The organism is Oscillibacter sp. MSJ-31 (assembly GCF_018918025.1).
Lineage (GTDB): Bacteria > Bacillota > Clostridia > Oscillospirales > Oscillospiraceae > Hominicoprocola.
The window spans coordinates 109,269-126,275 of record NZ_JAHLPT010000001.1; the positions used below are offsets into that span (position 1 = coordinate 109,269).

Below are 17,007 nucleotides of genomic sequence, written 5' to 3' on the forward strand. Positions count from 1 at the left end.
GCTATGCTGTTTACATAACGATAACCGGAGGAGTTTGCCATGAGTCGAAAGCTCGCCCTGCCCGTATTCTTGCTCGCTGCCGTATTGTGCGCCGTATGGTCCTTTATCGAAGCGAAGCAGCCGACACCGGCATCGCTGCGGGAGCAGCTTATCGACGCGCTGGATTCGGCCGACGCTGTTTCCTATCAGCCCGACCGTCTCGACAGCAATCACGCCGAAGGCATTGTCACCGACGCGAAATATGTGGAGGAGATATGCGCCCTGCTCCGGCGGATCGAGCCGGCGGAGGGTGTCGAGTGGCCCGCCGGGGAGGAACAGTATCTTTTTTCCAAGGCGTCCTTTGTGCTGCTTTCCGGCCATGGCAGCGAGGAACTGACGACGGCGGACGGCACGGCAGAAACGCCGCGCTGCTATATCCTGAACGACCGCGGCAATGACCGTACCCTGCTTTTTGTGCATAACGGAAGCCGAAGCTATGAAAATAAGGATTTCCGGCTCATCGGCGCGCTGCCGTTCACCGGTCTTGACTATACCATCGCGATGGATCAGAAATTGCAGAGCCGCACCGGCTCCGAGATCCTCACGCTGACCGAGGAGGTCGGCAGCCAAGTCGTCACGCTGAAGGTCTATGAACCAAAGGATAATGGATTCACACGCTATGCACTGTTCGACGCGGATGGTGTGCTGCTTGAGACGGACAGCGTTTCGTTGGGAGAGCATGAAGCCTCCGAGAGCTTTGCTCTGACCGCGCGGGACGATGTGCTCGGCTTCCCGGGCTTTGAGGTTGAAACGATCCAAGGCGGGCGCATGACAGTTCGTTACTTCTATGCGCTGACGGAGCAGGGCTTCGTCTATGCGGGAGAAGCCTTTGGTCATGACTTTGATGATACGGCGTGGGGCGACGGCGTATGGATGCTCGATCTCACGGGCGACGGGCGCAGTGAACTGGTCACGCGCAGCACCTTTGGCACCGGCGTACCGTATGTTTTTGTCTACCGCTGGAACGCTGCGGAGGGAATCTCGCAGCACAGCGGCATTGTCTGGGAGAAAGCGGATGCACAGCTTGCGAAGCTGAGCGCGCCGCTTGGCTCGGTCGCGCGGGCGGAGACCTATCACGCGGAGGATAACACCGTCACCTTGACGCTCTACACGGAAGGCGGCACAAGAGAGGTCACGCTGCCGCTCACCACAGACATTTTGGGTGAGTGGCATGCGAACGACTGACGGAAACGATACAAAAAGGAACCGCCTATCGAAAGCGGTTCCTTTTGTTCTTTGTTGCACGAGGCGGTCTTACTTTGCCAGAACCTTCTTGAGCCTGGCGAAGCGGGGGAGGGAATCCTCCTTCGGCAGCTTCGGCTCGCCCTGAATGAGTGGCAGGGCATAGTCGATGAAATCGTGCGTCACGCCGTTGCCTTCGGCGTTGATCCACTCCTGCGGCACCTTCTTCTCGGCGTTCGCCACCTCGGTGAGCGGCAGCAGCTTCGTCTTGCAGGCATAGCGGCCGTTGACCGTGCCGCGCTCGAAGGCGACCATCTTGTCGGTGATGCCCGCGACGGCATTCTCCACCGCGGCGCGTCCGGCCATGACGGCCTCCTCGATGTCGGTCTCGCTGGCGAGGTGCGCGCCGCAGCGCTGGAGCAGGGAAAGCTCGATGCCGCGGACCTTCGCGCCGGTCTTCTGCTTCACAACGTCGGCAAGACGTGCGGCAAGGCCGCCGAGCTGGGCGTGACCGAAGCCGTCGGTCGCGCTGGTCTTGGCCTCGGAAACAAAGCTGCCGTCGGCATAGTGGATGCCCTCGGAGACCGCGACCATGCAGTTGCCCTTTTCCTTGTAGACGCGCTCGACGTCAGCAAGGAATTTATCCATATCGAAGTCACGCTCGGGCAGGTAAATGAGGTCGGGGCCCGCGCCGTATTCGGTGGCGAGCGCGGCGGCGGCGGTCAGCCAGCCGGCGTGGCGGCCCATGATCTCGATGATGCAGATCATACCGGTGTCGTACACGCGCGCGTCCTGATAGACCTCCATGCAGCTCGTGGCGATATACTTCGCGGCGCTGGCGTAGCCGGGGCAGTGGTCGGTGCCGAAGAGATCGTTGTCGATGGTCTTGGGAACGCCCATCACGCGGCACTCATAGCCGACCTTCTGCATATACTTGGAGATCTTGTTGCAGGTGTCCATCGAGTCGTTGCCGCCGTTGTAGAAGAAATAGCGGACATCATGCTTCTTGAACACCTCGAGAATACGCTTATAATCGGTGTCGTCCACATCGGGATCGGCGATCTTGTAGCGGCAGGAGCCGAGCGCGGAGGAGGGGGTGTACTTCAGCAGCTCCAGCTCGCGCGCGTCCTCCTTGCTCATGTCGAACAGGCGGTCGGCAAGCACGCCCTTGATGCCGTGCTCCGCGCCGTAGACGGCGGTGATGCAGTCGGAGTCAAGCGCCGTGCGGATCACGCCGTAGGCGCTGGCGTTGATGACAGAGGTCGGGCCGCCGGACTGACCGATGATGCAGGCGCCTTTCAATTCACTCATATCGTTTCTCCTTTGACGGTTTAAGCCTTACCGGCGCAGCCGAGCACGTCGACAAGCTTATGACGGACGAGCTCCTTGATGTTGGCGCGGGCGGGCTTGAGATACTCACGGGGATCGAACTTGTCGGGGTGCTCGTCCATGAACTGACGGATGGTGCCGGTCATGGCGAGACGCAGGTCGGAGTCGATGTTGATCTTGCAGACCGAGAGCTTCGCAGCCTCGCGCAGCTGCTCCTCGGGCACGCCGATGGCATTGGGCATCTTGCCGCCGTGGTCGTTGATCATCTTCACATACTCCTGTGGGACGGAGGAGGAGCCGTGCAGCACGATGGGGAAGCCGGGCAGACGCTTGGAGACTTCCTTCAGAACGTCGAAGCGCAGCGGGGGCGGAACAAGGATGCCGTCGGCGTTGCGGGTACACTGCTCGGGCTTGAACTTGTAAGCGCCGTGGCTGGTGCCGATGGCGATGGCAAGAGAGTCGCAGCCGGTCTTGGAGACGAACTCCTCGACCTCCTCGGGATGGGTGTAGGACGCCTCGTGCGCCGCGACCTTGACCTCGTCCTCGATGCCGGCGAGGGTGCCGAGCTCGGCCTCGACGACCACGCCGTGGTCATGCGCGTACTCAACGACCTTCTTGGTGATCTCAATGTTCTCGGCAAAGGGCTTGGAGGAGGCGTCGATCATAACGGAGGTGAATCCGCCGTCGATGCAGCTCTTGCAGGTCTCAAAGTCCGGGCCGTGATCGAGGTGCAGCACGATGGGGATGTCGGGGCAGCACTCCACGGCGGCCTCGACGAGCTTGACGAGGTAGGTATGGTTCGCGTAGGCGCGGGCGCCCTTGGAAACCTGAAGAATGACGGGAGCGTGCTCCTCCTGGCAGGCCTCGGTGATGCCCTGCACGATCTCCATGTTGTTGACGTTGAACGCGCCGATGGCGTAGCCGCCGTCATACGCCTTCTTGAACATTTCGGTAGAGGTAACGAGTGGCATAATATCGTCTCCTTTTGTGAAGTTATTTCAAACGATTGGTACATTTGGTACTACTTGTATTGTAGCACAGAAAACGGAAAATACAAGAGAAAAGTGAAAAATATTTCCTTAAAAAAGAGAGACAAAGTGTGTGCTTTGTCTCTCTTTCTCTCGTCAGATGTTGGCCTTGATCGTCGCGGCGATCTGATCGGCGGTCAGACCGTACTCGCGCAGCACGTCGGCTGCCTTGCCGGACTGGCCGAACTGGTCGTTCACGCCGATCTTATGGAATTTGCAGTTGACCTTGCCCATGAGGACGTCCGCCACCGCGTCGCCCAAGCCGCCGATGACGCTGTGCTCCTCAACGGTGATGACCTTGCCGCACTTCTCCGCCCACGCAGTCACACATTCGGCGTCGATTGGCTTGATGGTGTGGACGTTGATGACGGCGGCGTCAATGCCGTCCTTGGCGAGCTCGTCGGCGGCCAGGAGGGATTCATTGACCATCAGGCCCGTCGCGAAGATCGCGACATCCTTGCCCTCACGCAGGACATTGGCCTTGCCGAGAACAAAGGGCTTGACCATGTCGCCCTCAAAAACAGGCGTGGCGAGGCGGGCGAGGCGCATATACACGGGGCCGTCGAAATCGGCGATCGCCATGGTCGCGGCCTTGGCCTCGTTCGCATCGGCGGGGCAGATGACCGTCATGCCGGGAATCACGCGCATGAGCGCAAGGTCCTCGATGCACTGATGGCTGCCGCCGTCCTCGCCGACGCTCACGCCGGCATGGGTGGCGCAGATCTTGACGTTGAAGTGCGGATAGGCAACGGAGTTGCGGATCTGCTCGTAGGCGCGGCCGGCCGCGAACATCGCGAAGGTGGAGCAGAAGGGAACAAGACCCATCGTGCTCATGCCGGCGGCGGCGTCGACCATGTTGGCCTCGGCAATGCCGAAGTTGTAGAATTTCTCGGGGTGCGCTTTGGCGACCTTGCAGGTCTGGGTCGCGTTGGCAAGGTCGGCGTCGAGCACGACGACCTTATCGTTCTTTTCCACCAGCTCGATCAGCGCTTCGCCGTAAGCCTGGCGGGTCGCAATTTTATCAGCCATGTTCGTTAACCCTCCAATTCCTTCAAAGCCTGATCGCGCTGCTCGGCGTTGGGCGCCTTGCCGTGCCAGCCGACTTGATTTTCCATGAACGAAACGCCCTTGCCCTTGACCGTGTGGGCGAGGATCGCCTTGGGCTTGCCGGGCATCGTCGGCTTCGAGAGCGCGGCCTCCACCGCGTCGAGATCGTTGCCGTCCGGCAGCTCCACCACGTCGAAGCCGAAGGCGCGCAGCTTTGCGCCGAGGTCGCCGAGGCTCATGACCTGATCGTTTGAGCCGTCGATCTGCAAGCCGTTGTTGTCGATGATGATGGTGAGGTTGTCCAGCTTATAGTGGGCGGCGGCCATGTAAGCCTCCCAGATCTGCCCCTCCTGACTCTCGCCGTCGCCGACGAGGGCAAAGACCTTCGTATCCTTGCCGAGGTGCTTCGCGCCGAGCGCCATGCCGACGGCGATGGACACGCCCTGACCGAGCGAGCCGGTGGAGGCGTCCACGCCCGGGACCTTCTTGGCGTCGGGGTGGCCCTGCAGAATGGAGTGGAGCTGACGGAAGTTCGCGTACTCATCGCGGGAGATGAAGCCCTTGGCGGCAAGCACCGCGTAATAGCACGGCGCCGCGTGGCCCTTGGAGAGCACAAAGCGGTCGCGGTCGGGATCGTGCGGATTGCTGGGATCGACGCGCATGTGGTTGAAGAAAACGCTGGTCATCAGCTCGACGGCCGAAAGGGAGCCGCCGGGATGGCCGCTGCCGGCATTGGCCGTCATCGTGATGATGTCGCGGCGCACCTGACGGCAGACCTTGGAAAGCTCTTGCGTGTTCATGGAAGACCTCCTTGCAAAATTTCATTCGCTCAATTTGACAGTATACCGAAATATGGACGCAAAGTCAATTCATTCCTACGACATATTGTGGCCGATTTTCGCCTTTTTGCATACATTGGGAGAGGGGAGGGGAGAGGCCATGCTCGCTTTACTGCCATATGACCGCGCCGCGGCAGTGCGCTATGCGCACCTTTGGGCCTACGGGCGCAATCCGCGCTATTACGACTACGAAGGCATCGGCGGCGACTGCACGAATTTTGCGTCCCAATGCATCTATGCCGGTGCGGGTGTGATGAACGACACGCCGACCTTTGGCTGGTACTACATCAATGCCAACGACAAAGCGCCCGCGTGGACGGGCGTGGAGTATCTCTACAATTTTCTCAAGCGCCGCACGCCGTCCGCCGGCCCGTTCGCAGGGGAAGTCTCACCGGAGCGCATCCGGCCGGGCGATATCGTGCAGCTCTCGTTCGACGGCGCCGACTGGCAGCATTCGCCGGTCGTCGTGGCGGCGGACCGTCCGCGCAGCTATTCGGACATCCTCGTCGCCGCGCACAGCTTCGACGCCGATGACCGCCCGCTGTCCACCTATGAATTTGTCCGTGCGCGCTTCCTGCACATCGGCGGCGTATACCGGCAGGGATGATTGAAAGAGACGGAATGCTCCGTCTCTTTCTCATTTTTCTGTTTCATTTTTCTTCGGCGGCTTCACGCGTGACAAGGGATTTGCCTTTGCAGCAACGCGCAGCGCCTCGTTGTCGATATGCGTGTAGATCTCCGTCGTATTAAGGTGCTCGTGGCCCAGAACCTCCTGCACGGCCTTGACGTCCACGCCGTTTTGCAGCATCAGCGTCGCCGCCGTATGGCGCAGCTTGTGCGCGGAATACTGCGTCGAGTCGAGTCCGGCCTCGCTCAAGTGCTTTTTCACCAGCGCGTGGACCGTCGAGCGGCTGACGCGCTCGTTGCGGGAGGAGAGGAAGAGAGCATTCTGATCGCGCCCGACGATGGGGCGGCGCACGGCGAGATAGCCGTTGAGCGCCTCCTTGCACGCGTCGTTGAGGTAGACGACGCGCACCTTGTTGCCCTTACCGAGCACGCGCAGCGCGTCGTCCTGAATGTCCGTGGTGCTGAGCGCGCAGAGCTCGGAAATACGCAGGCCGCAGTTCAGAAAGAGCGTCAGGATGCAGTAATCCCGCTCACGGTTCTGTCCGTCCACCGAGGACAACAGCTGCACGCTTTCTTCTAAGGTGAGGTATTTCGGCAGCGTTTTCTTGAGCTTCGGCGAATCGAGGTCCTTGACCGGATTTTCCTTGATTAGGTGGACTTTGTTGGTCAAATACTTGTAAAAAGAGCGGATTGTTGCGATTTTACGCGCTCTGGAGGCAGCGTTGAGACCATAGCCGGAGGCGTCGCTGTTCTGATGCAGTACGCGCTCGCGGCTCAGATAGGTCATATAGCCGTAGATGTCCGTGAGCGTGACGGAGGACACGAAATCGAGGTCGACGTCCATGATGGATATTTCATTCAGCTCCAGGCCGCGCAGCGATGGGTCGCGCGTCTGCTTGAGATAACGGAAAAAATTCCGCAGATCGAGAAAGTATTCGTCCACGGTTTTTCGGGAGTGCGCCTTGATCGTTTCATGGTAGGAAAGAAAGTCGCGCAGGATCGGCGGCGCTTCGGTACGGTAATCGTTCATGAGCTTTCACAAAAACAGCTGTCGTTCAAAGTGGGGGACCTCGATCGACCTAAAGATATAATTGAACAAAATAAAAATTTTGTTCAAAAGAGGGTAGCCATAAAACGGTTTTTGCTGTTTTTGCGTTTCTCCTTTCCGTAAGGATTAACTGCTTAAAGGCATTGAGTATACTGAAGATTCAAAAAACGGTTTAATCCGTCGCTCCTTCGCGCAAACTATTTCCGAGAAAACTTTTCATTGGAAAGGGTCTGATCGAATGAGCGAGCTTTTCTGTCATGCCAACTGCGTGTTCCAGTCCGGCGGACGCTGCGGCTTCAAGTATTCCACAGCCTGCGGGATGCCGTCGTGCCGCAGCAACGCCTGCGTACACTATATCCCGCGCTCTGCGGTCAGCGGCGTTACGACCTCGCCAGCACGCGCAGCGCTTCACCGACATTCTGCACCTCCGTCAGCTTCAGGCCGTCCGGACGTCCAAGACGGTTCCCATGCTGCTTTGGAATGATGCACTCCGTGAAGCCGAGCCGCCGCACCTCGCTGAGCCGTTGCGACAGATTGTTCACGTTCCTTAACTCGCCGGTCAGACCGACCTCGCCGATGGCGGCGACCTGCGCGCCGATGGGCTTGTCGAGATAGCTCGACGCCAGCGCCAGAATGGCCGCGAGATCGGCGGCAGGCTCGTCCAGCGTCAGACCGCCGATGATGTTCAGATACGCGTCGCACTGTGACACCTTGAGCTGTCCGCGCTTTTCCAGCACCGCCAGCAGCATCGCCGCGCGGTTGTAGTCAAAGCCGTTGCTCGTGCGCCGCGGCGTCGGGTACGACGAGCTTGCCAGCAGCGCCTGGATCTCCGCGAGCACGGGCCGCGCGCCCTCCATCACGCAGGTCACGCAGGTGCCCGGCGCGTCGGCAGGACGGCCGGAGAGCAGCATTTCCGAGGGATTTTCGACCTCAATGAGACCGTCGTTTTCCATCTCAAAGACGCCGATCTCATTCGTCGCGCCGAAGCGGTTCTTCGCCGCGCGGAGGATGCGGTAGGTCATGTGCTGGTCGCCCTCGAAATAGAGCACGCAGTCCACCATGTGCTCGAGCACCTTGGGGCCGGCAATGGAGCCCTCCTTGTTGACGTGGCCGATCACAAACACCGTGATGCCCTGCCCCTTGGCGAGCTGCATGAGCGTCATCGTGCAGTCCTTGACCTGACTGACGCTGCCCGCGGGCGAATCCAGCTCCTCGTTGTAGAGCGTCTGGATGGAGTCCACGATCAGAATGTCCGGCGCTTCCTCGCTGACACATTCGAGCACGTCGCCGAGACAGGTCTCCGAGAGCACATAAAGGTTCCCGCTCGCGACCTTGAGCCGCTCGGCGCGCATCTTGAGCTGGTGCGGCGATTCCTCGCCGGATACATACAGGACCTTGGCAAAGCGGCAGAGCTGACTGCAGATCTGCAGCATCAGCGTTGATTTGCCGATGCCCGGCGCGCCGCCGACGAGCACCAGCGAGCCCTTGACGGCTCCCCCGCCGAGCACACGGTCCAGCTCACCCATGCCGGTCGAAAAGCGCAGCTCCTGCTCGGTCTGCAGCTCGGCGATCGGATGCGCCTTGCTGCGCACGAGCGCCTTGGTGCGCCCCTTCCCTGCCGCCGACGCCTTTGGCGCGGCCTGCTCCACGATGGAATTCCATGCGCCGCAGGCCGGGCAGCGCCCCGCCCACTTTGCGGTCTCGTTGCCGCACTCGGTGCAGTAAAATACGGTTTTTGCCTTCATGGGGTCTCCCCTTTTCTGTTTCTTATGCTGCCGCTTGCCCACCGGCGAGTCCCGCGAGAAAGCCGGCGGCGACGGTCACAGCCAGCTTGCGCTGATAGTCCGTCTCGCAGAGCCTTGCGGCCTCCTCCGCGTTGGAGAGAAAGCCGCACTCGACCAGCACCGCGGGACAGCTGATGTTTTTCATCAGATAAACGCTTTTGTCAATGACCTTCCGGCTTTTCTCGTTTCCCGGGTTCACCGCCGCGTTGAGCGCGACCTGTACGCTCTCGGCGAGCGCCTCGCTGCCCTCCGTGCGGGCGTGGAACGCCTGCGCGCCGTGGACGCGCCGCGAGGCCGGAAGGCTGTTCTGGTGGATGCTCAAAAGCACGGCGTTCGGCGTCTCGTTCACCAGCGCAACACGGTTTTTAAGGTCGGAGGCCTTCTTCTCCCGCAGTGTTCTCGCGCCGTCGGAATAGATGGCGGCATCCTCCGTGCGGGTCAGCTTCGTCTCACAGCCGAGAAGGCGCAGCAGCGCGTCGAGATCCTGCGCGATGGCAAGATTGATGCCGCTTTCCGCCGTGCCGTCCGCCGCAACGGCGCCGCCGTCCTCCCCGCCGTGTCCCGCGTCAATGACGATCACGGGCGTTTCCGGGATCCCCTCCGGCCGAAAGACCGGTCGGGCTTCGCGCGTGAGTACGCCGCACAGCATGAAGGTGCCGCCCAGAACCAGGGCTGCGAATGCCAAAAATTTTTTACGCAGAAGAACGATCAATTTCCTCACCCCGTGCAACGCTATGCGCGGGGACTTTTTTCTATTCTTCCATGGACATATTGTAGCAGACATCGGGCGGAAAGAAAAGCCCTGTTTCCTCTTTTTTGCCGCGGCGTATACTGGTATGAGCGCAATGCTCAATGCCAAGAAGGAGGAGACCCATTTGGAAAAGAACGATACGGCGGTGAAGATCTGCGGCACGACGGAGGGCCGTCTGCCGGGCAGCTGTGCGCCGCTGGCCTTTCCCTATGTTCCCGTGCAGTGCGACAACCCCGCACGCTATTCCCAGCAGGACGCTTTGCAGGCCGGCACGCTGTTCCCCGGCTTGAACCTGCCCTTCCACGCCGACATGGAGACCCGCTTCCCCGCCGCCAACACGGCGCTCAGCGAGCTGATGGCGCTTGACTTCGCCATCGACGAGCTGGGATTGTACCTCACCACGCACCGCGACGATCAGGAGGTGCTGGCGCTCTACTGGTCGTATATCAAGCTCGCGCGCGAGGGACGGGAGAAGTATCAGGAGAAGTACGGCCCGCTGCTTCAGACCGACCTGACGCCGGGCAGCTATAAGTGGCTCGATAATCCGTGGCCGTGGGATCTGGGAGGGAACGACTGATGTTTGTTTATGAAAAGAAATTGCAGTATCCGGTGAAGATCGCCAACCCCAACCCGAAGCTCGCCGCGGCGATCATCAGCCAGTACGGCGGCCCGGACGGCGAGCTCGGCGCTTCGCTGCGGTATCTGAGCCAGCGCTACTCAATGCCCTACCCCGAGCTCAAGGGCCTGCTGACCGATATCGGTACCGAGGAGCTGGGGCATCTTGAGATGGTCGGCACCATCGTCCATCAGCTCACGCGGAACCTCACGGTAGATCAGATCAAGGAGGCCGGCTTCGATACCTATTTCGTCGACCACACGACCGGCGTGTTCCCGCAGTTCGCCTCCGGCTATCCGTGGTCGGCGGCGACGATGCAGGTCACGGGCGATACCATCGCCGACCTCACCGAGGACCTCGCCGCCGAGCAGAAGGCGCGCGTGACCTACGATAACATCCTGCGCCTTTCCGACGATCCCGACGTCAACGACGTCATCAAGTTCCTGCGTGCGCGCGAGATCGTGCACTTCCAGCGCTTCGGCGAGGGGCTGCGGCTTGCCAAGGAAAAGCTCGGCGAGAAGAACGTCTACTTCGTCAACCCCAGCTTCGACCGATAAAGGAACGGGAGGGCGTCCCTGCGGACGTCCTCCCAATGTCATGCCTTTTGCGTGAGCAGCTCCGCGAGCCGCCTGCGCTTCGTGCGCTGGTCGCCCTCGATGTGGAGCTTGGAATAGATCTGGTTTACATATTGCTTGACGCTGCCCTCGGAGAGAAACAGCTTTTCCGCGATCTCCCGGTTCGTCAGCCGCTGTGCCATCAGGCCGACCAGCGCATATTCCCGCTCCGTCAGCACGGCGAACGCTGCGGGGCGGACCGTCCCGCTCTGCCGCCGCTCCCCTGCCTCGCCAAGCGCGAGCACCCGCGCCGTGAGCGCGGTCTGCGTGCCTGCGGCAAGCAGCGGCTTGAGATAGCGGTAATTCTCCGCAAACGGCATCACGATGCCGTCCGGTGCGGCGTCGGCAAGCGCCTGCGCCAGCAGCGTCTCGGCTTCCCTGCGCTTGCCCAGCCGCTCATAGGCCGACGCGGTCTGAAGGCGAATGTGCAGCGCGACGAGCGCATAGTGCATCCCCTCGCACAGGGCGAGCAGACCTTCGCTGCGGCCGATCACCTTGGCGTAAGCGCCCTGGGCAAGATACACCTGATTTTCGATCATCTCGATCATCGGCCGGCCCGGCGCGAGGATGCTGACCGAGGCGAGGCGGTGCTCGGCAAAGACCTCCGGAATTAGTTCGGTCTCGCCCCGCAGAGCGTGGCAGTAGGCGCTGACGGCGTTCCAGAGGTTGAGCCACGAGGCGTTGTGGTGCCGCAGCAGCTCCGCACGGCGCTCGGCAAAGCTTCGGTGAGGATCGACCTCCGCATACCGGGAGAGGCGCTGCGCGAGGAAGTCGCAGCAGAGCGCCATATTCTCCTGCCCGTTGCCCTCGATCTGCGCGTAGGCGCTCTCCAGTGCGATATGCGCGTCGGTGAAGCGTCCCTGCACAAAGGCGGCCTCGGCGCGCATGATGGTCTCCGCGCCCTGACCGTGACCGTTGGTGATCTTATAGTAGTGCGGCATACATTCGGCCATCTCGGCAAGCTCGCCCGCAAGCTCGCCCGGGGCGCGGTAGAACATCATCAGCACGGACGGCGAGCCGAAGGTCCAGCCGCCGTTCGAGCGGATGCTGATGGCGGGACGGGACATCTGCGCGCTGGCGCTGCGGTGCAGACGGCTCATGGCGCTGATGTCGTTATAGCAGAGGAAGCTCATGATAAGGTCGCATTCGCCCAGCAGGTTGCCGCGCTCCTGCGCGGGCAGCTCGGGATGCTCCTCCAGTGCGGCGAGCAGGAGCGCCTTGAGCTCCAGCATTTTCGGGATATTGCGCCAGTTGAACATACTGCGCATCAACACCAGAAGTGCGAACGGGTGCGCCTTCAGAGCATCGGCGGGACATTCGTCGAGAGCGGCCAGCACCTCCGACGGGGGCAGCGACGCGAGCAGGATGCCCGCATCCTCCTGCACCACGCGCAGCAACGCGTCGTAGTCCCCGCAGCGCCGGTAGGCCGCCATGGCGTGAAGATACTGCCCTCGCCCCTCGTACCATGCGCCGTAGCGCTCCCGGCAGCGCCGCTGCGTCTCCGCGTCCAGCGTCCGGAAGGTGCGCTCCGCACATTCCTTCATCATGTGGTGGAAGCGGTAGGTCACGCCGTCCGGCAGACGCTTGACAAAGGCGTTCTGCGCGGTCAGCACGGCGAGCAGCTCCTCCGCGTCGGCGTCCCCGGTGACAAAGCGCGCCATTTCCACGGTAAATTCGTCGGCAAGACCCATCACCGCGAGAAATTCCTGCTGCCGCTGCGGCAGAGGCTCGATCATGGCAGCGGTGAACATGGTGAAAATATCGGAATCACGTTCGGGCAGCGTCCCATGCTCCGAGAGCGTCCGCAGGTTCAGGTAGACGGCGGAGAACCAGCCCTCGCTGGAGTAGAGCAGCGATTCCGCCTGCGCGTCGGAAAGCTCCGTGCCGCAGCGGTGCGCGTAAACAGCCAGCTCCGTGTGGTTCAGCCGCAGCTGCTCTGTGCCGAGCCGGTAGACCCTCGCCCCCAGCCGGACGATCTCCGCGGCGGGCAGAAAGCGGTCGCGGCTGGCGATGATCAGGTGGACGTTGGCGGGCAGGCGGCCCGCAAGCATACAGAGAAAGGCGGTCACGCGTTGGTCTGTGAGCAGGTGAAAATCGTCGATGAACAGATAGCAGGGCGTTTCCCCCGCCAGCTCATGGCAGAGATCGTCCGCCAGCAGCCCGCCGCCGGCGGCGTCCGTGGGACAGGCATACTCCCGCAGCAGGTCGATGCCCGCGCGGGCAAAGGCGTCCTGCGCGCTCCGCCAGAAGATCGCAAGATTGTCGGAATACACGCTGATGCGGACGACGCGCAGCGGCCCGGCCTTTGCACGCTCCTCCAGATACCAGTTCACCGCGGTGGTCTTTCCGTAGCCCATCGGGGCGACCACGGTGGTCAGCGCGCAGCGGGAGATCGGCCGCAGGCTCTCCTGCAGCCGCTCGGATATGTAGATGGTGTTCAACTTCCACTTTGGCTTTGGCATGGCGCTTCCTCCGTGCGGCGATGTGCTCTGACCACATTTTATACGAAAACCGGCCCGCTCGCAAGCGGCAAAAAGAAAAGAGGAATGCGCGGCATCCCTCTTTTCTTCTCTGCTGTTTTATGCGTTGATGGCCTCGTCATAGACGGCGGTGGCGGCGGAATAGCTCGTCAGGAGCTTATCGCGGAAGGTGTTGACCAGCTCCTCGTTTCCGTACACGGAGAGCACGCTCTGCCCGACTGTGACGATGACCAGCTTATCCGGGAAGCCGCACATCCAGCGCTTGGCCTGAATGGTCGTGCGCAGGTCGTCCGCGAGCCTGGCGACGTTGTTCGCGTCGGCGACATGGAACGCGCCGCAGGTGAAGGTGTTCATATTCATCATGTGAACGAGCGAGGCGGCGCTGTCGATGAGCGAAGCGTCGTCCGCCGGGAAGGTGAGCAGATAGCTGAGGCTGTCGGCATTGCTCGCGTCGAAGCTGCCGGGCGCGCCGTCTACGGCGTGCTCGGAATCCCCACCGGCGGCAGGGAACTTTTCTTCATCGCTGTATGTATTCCAGATCGCGTTGAGGATCGTCAGCGCGTCGTCGACAGCCGCGGCGGGCTTGTCCTCTGCCGGGGTCTCGGGCTTGGGCGTCTCGGTCGGCGGCTCTGCGGGCTTTTCCTCCGCAGGCTTTTCAGCCGGCTTGGGCTCGGGCTTCTGCTCAGGCTGCTTGGCAGGCTCCTTTTCAGGCTCCCCGGCCGGCTCCTGCTCGGGCTTGCTGTTGTCCGTCGGCTCCTGCTCTGCCGGCTGCGTCTGCTCGGGCTGCTCCGGCTCGTCGGGCGTCCCGGTCGTTCCGCCGGACTGCGGATCTCCACTGCCCTGCTCCTGCGGCGGCGCGTTGTCGTCGTCGGCCGGCGCGGCGTCCTTGCTGCCGCAGGCGGCGAGAGACAGCAGCATCGTGAGGATGAGAATGAGGGAAAGTGTTCGTTTCATGCGAATGGTTCTCCTTAGTAGATCGTTTTTTTGACCGCGTGCCGCGGCCCTGCATGAATAGACGAAGGAAAGCAGAAAAAAGTTCCGGATTTTTCGATGTTTTTTTCGGGCGCGTTTTGCTCAGCCCACGCGCAGCTCGTAGTTGACGATATCGAGGTAGCGGCCGAATTTCAGCCCCACCTCATGCAGAGTCCCGGAGTAGGTGAAGCCGAATTTCTCATGCAGGCGGACGCTCGCCGCGTTGCCGCCCGCGATGACGGAAACGACCGTGTGCGTGCCCGCGTCCTCGCGCGCCAGACGGAGAACGGCCTCCATCAGCGCGCTCGCAATGCCGCGCCCGCGGCTCTCGGGCGCGACGTAAACGGAAAGCTCAACGGTTTGCAGATAGGCGTCGAAGTCGCGGTAGGGCGAGAGCGAGGCGTAGCCGAGGACCTTACCGTCCTCCTCCGCCACGAGCAGCGGATGGTTGCCGGTGTTGTGCGCGGCGAACCACGCCTCCCCCACCGCGCCCGCGCGGGGCTCTACGTCGAAGGTCGCCGTGCCGTTTTTCACCTCGTAGTTGTAAATATCGAGCATCGCGGAAAGATCGCGGCGCTCTGCCGTGCGAATGTTCATCAAATGCTCTCCTTTTCAGGAAAACAGGCCGAGCTGTTCGCCGCTTTCGCCGTTTTCCGGATCATCTTCGGCCTTGCCGCCGAGCAGCGCCAGAAATTCGTCCTCCGTGAGCACCGGAACGCCCAGCTCCTGCGCCTTGCGCAGCTTGCTTCCGGCGGCCTCTCCGGCGACCACATAGCTTGTCTTTTTGGAGACGGAGCCGGCGGCCTTGCCGCCGTGGCCGGCGATGAGCGCCTCGGCCTCGTCGCGCGTGAAGCGCGTGAGCGAGCCGGTGAGCACAAAGGTCTTGCCCGCAAAGCGCAGGTCCTGCGGGGCTTCCGTGCTGGTCATGTTGACGCCTGCGTTTTTCAGGCTTTCGATGAGGTCGCGGGACTGCCCGTCCGCGAACCAGCGCTGCAGGAACTGCGCGGTGATCTCGCCGATGTCATCCACGGCGGTCAGCTCCTCGACCGTGGCGTTCATCAGCGCGTCCATCGAGCCGAAGCGTTGCGCGAGCACACGCGCGGCCTTTGTGCCGATCTGGCGGATGCCGAGGGCGCAGAGCAGCTTGGAAAGATCGTTCTGCTTGGAGCGATCAATGGCGGCGACGGCGTTCTGCGCGCTCTTGAGGCCCATGCGGTCGAGCTGCGCAAGCGTTTGCACATCGAGACTGTAAAGGTCGGACGCCTTGCGGACAAGTCCGGCGTTCACCAGCTGCTCGAGCAGCGCGGGGCCGACGCCGTCAATGTCCATCGCCTCGCGCGAGGTGAAGTGTGTGAGGTTGCGCAGCAGCTGCGCGGGACACTCCGCGCCCGTGCAGCGCGTGGCGCTCTCGCCCTCGGCGCGGTAGACCGGCGCGCCGCAGACCGGACAGCGGTCCGGCAGACGGTAGGGCTGCGTGCCGTCGGGACGCTTGTCCTTCAGCACGCGCACGACCTCAGGAATGATCTCGCCCGCCTTGCGCACCACGATGGCGTCGCCGACGCGGATGTCCTTCTCGTCGATGAAGTCCTGGTTGTGGAGCGTCGCGTTCGTGACGGTCGTTCCGGCCAGATGCACCGGCTCAAAGACCGCCTTCGGCGTCAGCACGCCCGTGCGCCCCACCTGCACGACGATGTCCGTCACGCGGGTCTCCTTCTCCTCGGGAGGGTACTTGTAGGCGATGGCCCAGCGCGGCACCTTGCTCGTCGAGCCGAGAATTTCACGGTCTGTAAGGCTATTTAGCTTTACAACTGCGCCGTCCATATCGTAGGGCAGCTCCGCGCGCTCCTCGCCGAGACGGCGGATCTCCGCAAGCGCGTCCTGCACGTTGTCGACCACCTTGTTGCCGATGACCTTGAATTTCTGCGTGCGCAGATAAGCAAGCGTCTCGGCGTGGGTCGTGAAGGTCCGCCCCTCGGCGAGCTGGAGGTTGAAAACGGCAATATCCAGCCGGCGCTTCGCCGCAATCCTCGGGTCAAGCTGGCGCAGCGAGCCGGCGGCGGCGTTGCGGGGATTGGCAAAGGTCTGCTCCCCGTTCTCCTCGCGCTCGGCGTTGAGCGCGGCAAAGACCTTTTTCGCCATGTAGACCTCGCCGCGCACGATGAGGCGCGGCAGCTTCTCCGGCAGCACCATGGGAATGGACTGGATCGTGCGCAGATTCTCCGTCACGTCCTCGCCCACGCGCCCATCGCCGCGCGTGGCGCCGCGGACGAACACGCCGTCGCGGTACTCGAGCGCGACGGACAGACCGTCCACCTTCGGCTCTACGCTGTATTCGACGTGCTCGAGCTGCTCGCGCACCTTCTCGTCGAAGTCCACGACCTCGGCGTCGGAGAAGGAGTCCTGCAGGCTCTCGAGCGGGACGGCGTGCGTCACCGGCTCGAACTTCGTCAGCGCCATGCCGCCCACGCGCTGCGTGGGCGAGTCCGGCGTGATCTCCTCGGGGTGCTCCTTCTCCAGATTGGCCAGCTCGCGCTGGAGCATATCGTATTCATAGTCGCTGATGCTCGGCTCGTCGAGCACATAGTAGCGGTACGAGTGCGCGTTGAGCGTGTCGCGCAGCTCCTTTATGCGTTCCTTGTAGTCCATGGCGT

15 protein-coding genes are annotated in these 17,007 nt (G+C 62.1%); 4 read left to right on the plus strand and 11 right to left on the minus strand.

The genetic code is table 11. The annotated features are described in order from the left end of the window. Positions 1–39 precede the first annotated feature (39 nt). Positions 40–1,224: a hypothetical protein gene (locus KQI17_RS00420; RefSeq protein ID WP_216494246.1), complete on the plus strand. Its 1,185-nt coding sequence runs from the start codon at positions 40–42 to the stop codon at positions 1,222–1,224. Positions 1,225–1,293: 69 nt separating this feature from the next. On the opposite strand, the gene KQI17_RS00425 is transcribed toward KQI17_RS00420, so the two are convergent. The 4 genes from KQI17_RS00425 to KQI17_RS00440 form a co-directional block, all read right to left on the minus strand. Continuing rightward, on the minus strand, positions 1,294–2,532 hold the full coding sequence (locus KQI17_RS00425) for a 6-phosphofructokinase (RefSeq protein ID WP_216494247.1): 1,239 nt from the start codon (positions 2,530–2,532) through the stop codon (positions 1,294–1,296). Positions 2,533–2,552: 20 nt separating this feature from the next. Next, positions 2,553–3,521: a class II fructose-1,6-bisphosphate aldolase gene (gene fba / locus KQI17_RS00430; RefSeq protein ID WP_022018194.1), complete on the minus strand. Its 969-nt coding sequence runs from the start codon at positions 3,519–3,521 to the stop codon at positions 2,553–2,555. Positions 3,522–3,674: 153 nt separating this feature from the next. Continuing rightward, a complete protein-coding gene (locus KQI17_RS00435; protein WP_216494248.1) occupies positions 3,675–4,607 on the minus strand; it encodes a transketolase family protein in 933 nt (310 codons plus the stop codon). Positions 4,608–4,612: 5 nt separating this feature from the next. Continuing rightward, complete coding sequence (locus KQI17_RS00440) at positions 4,613–5,425, minus strand: transketolase (RefSeq protein WP_216494249.1); 813 nt, start codon at positions 5,423–5,425, stop codon at positions 4,613–4,615. Between the two features lie 139 nt (positions 5,426–5,564). Between KQI17_RS00440 and KQI17_RS00445 the strand changes: the two genes are divergently transcribed. Further along, a complete protein-coding gene (locus tag KQI17_RS00445) occupies positions 5,565–6,071 on the plus strand; it encodes an amidase domain-containing protein (RefSeq protein WP_216494250.1) in 507 nt (168 codons plus the stop codon). Positions 6,072–6,101: 30 nt separating this feature from the next. On the opposite strand, the gene KQI17_RS00450 is transcribed toward KQI17_RS00445, so the two are convergent. The 3 genes from KQI17_RS00450 to KQI17_RS00460 form a co-directional block, all read right to left on the minus strand. Beyond that, positions 6,102–7,121 carry a tyrosine recombinase XerC gene (locus KQI17_RS00450; protein WP_216494251.1) on the minus strand — a complete coding sequence of 340 codons (1,020 nt, stop codon included), beginning with the start codon at positions 7,119–7,121 and terminating at the stop codon, positions 6,102–6,104. A gap of 398 nt (positions 7,122–7,519) precedes the next feature. Further along, positions 7,520–8,884 carry a DNA repair protein RadA gene (gene radA / locus KQI17_RS00455; RefSeq protein ID WP_216494252.1) on the minus strand — a complete coding sequence of 455 codons (1,365 nt, stop codon included), beginning with the start codon at positions 8,882–8,884 and terminating at the stop codon, positions 7,520–7,522. A 22-nt stretch (positions 8,885–8,906) separates the two neighbouring features. Beyond that, the gene (locus tag KQI17_RS00460) at positions 8,907–9,608 is read right to left on the minus strand and encodes an N-acetylmuramoyl-L-alanine amidase (protein WP_253285608.1); all 702 of its coding nucleotides are present in this window, start codon (positions 9,606–9,608) and stop codon (positions 8,907–8,909) included. Positions 9,609–9,798: 190 nt separating this feature from the next. Here KQI17_RS00460 and KQI17_RS00465 point away from each other — a divergent pair, with 190 nt between their 5' ends. Both KQI17_RS00465 and KQI17_RS00470 read left to right on the plus strand, forming a co-directional pair. After that, positions 9,799–10,251, plus strand: coding sequence for a spore coat protein CotJB (locus KQI17_RS00465; protein WP_022018202.1), 453 nt, complete (start codon positions 9,799–9,801; stop codon positions 10,249–10,251). Next, entirely contained in the window at positions 10,251–10,847 is a 597-nt protein-coding gene (locus KQI17_RS00470; RefSeq protein ID WP_216494254.1) for a manganese catalase family protein, read from the plus strand. The genes KQI17_RS00465 and KQI17_RS00470 overlap by 1 nt, the downstream gene beginning before the upstream one ends. Positions 10,848–10,885: 38 nt before the next feature. Here KQI17_RS00470 and KQI17_RS00475 read toward each other — a convergent pair whose 3' ends face one another. The 4 genes from KQI17_RS00475 to ligA form a co-directional block, all read right to left on the minus strand. Beyond that, positions 10,886–13,366 (minus strand): LuxR C-terminal-related transcriptional regulator, encoded by a 2,481-nt coding sequence (locus tag KQI17_RS00475; protein WP_216494255.1) that lies wholly within the window; start codon positions 13,364–13,366, stop codon positions 10,886–10,888. Between the two features lie 117 nt (positions 13,367–13,483). Beyond that, positions 13,484–14,338 carry a hypothetical protein gene (locus KQI17_RS00480; protein WP_216494256.1) on the minus strand — a complete coding sequence of 285 codons (855 nt, stop codon included), beginning with the start codon at positions 14,336–14,338 and terminating at the stop codon, positions 13,484–13,486. 120 nt (positions 14,339–14,458) lie between these two features. Continuing rightward, on the minus strand, positions 14,459–14,953 hold the full coding sequence (locus tag KQI17_RS00485; protein ID WP_216494257.1) for a GNAT family N-acetyltransferase: 495 nt from the start codon (positions 14,951–14,953) through the stop codon (positions 14,459–14,461). A 15-nt stretch (positions 14,954–14,968) separates the two neighbouring features. Beyond that, positions 14,969–17,002, minus strand: a complete 2,034-nt coding sequence (gene ligA / locus KQI17_RS00490; protein WP_216494258.1) for an NAD-dependent DNA ligase LigA — start codon at positions 17,000–17,002, stop codon at positions 14,969–14,971. Positions 17,003–17,007: the final 5 nt, after the last annotated feature.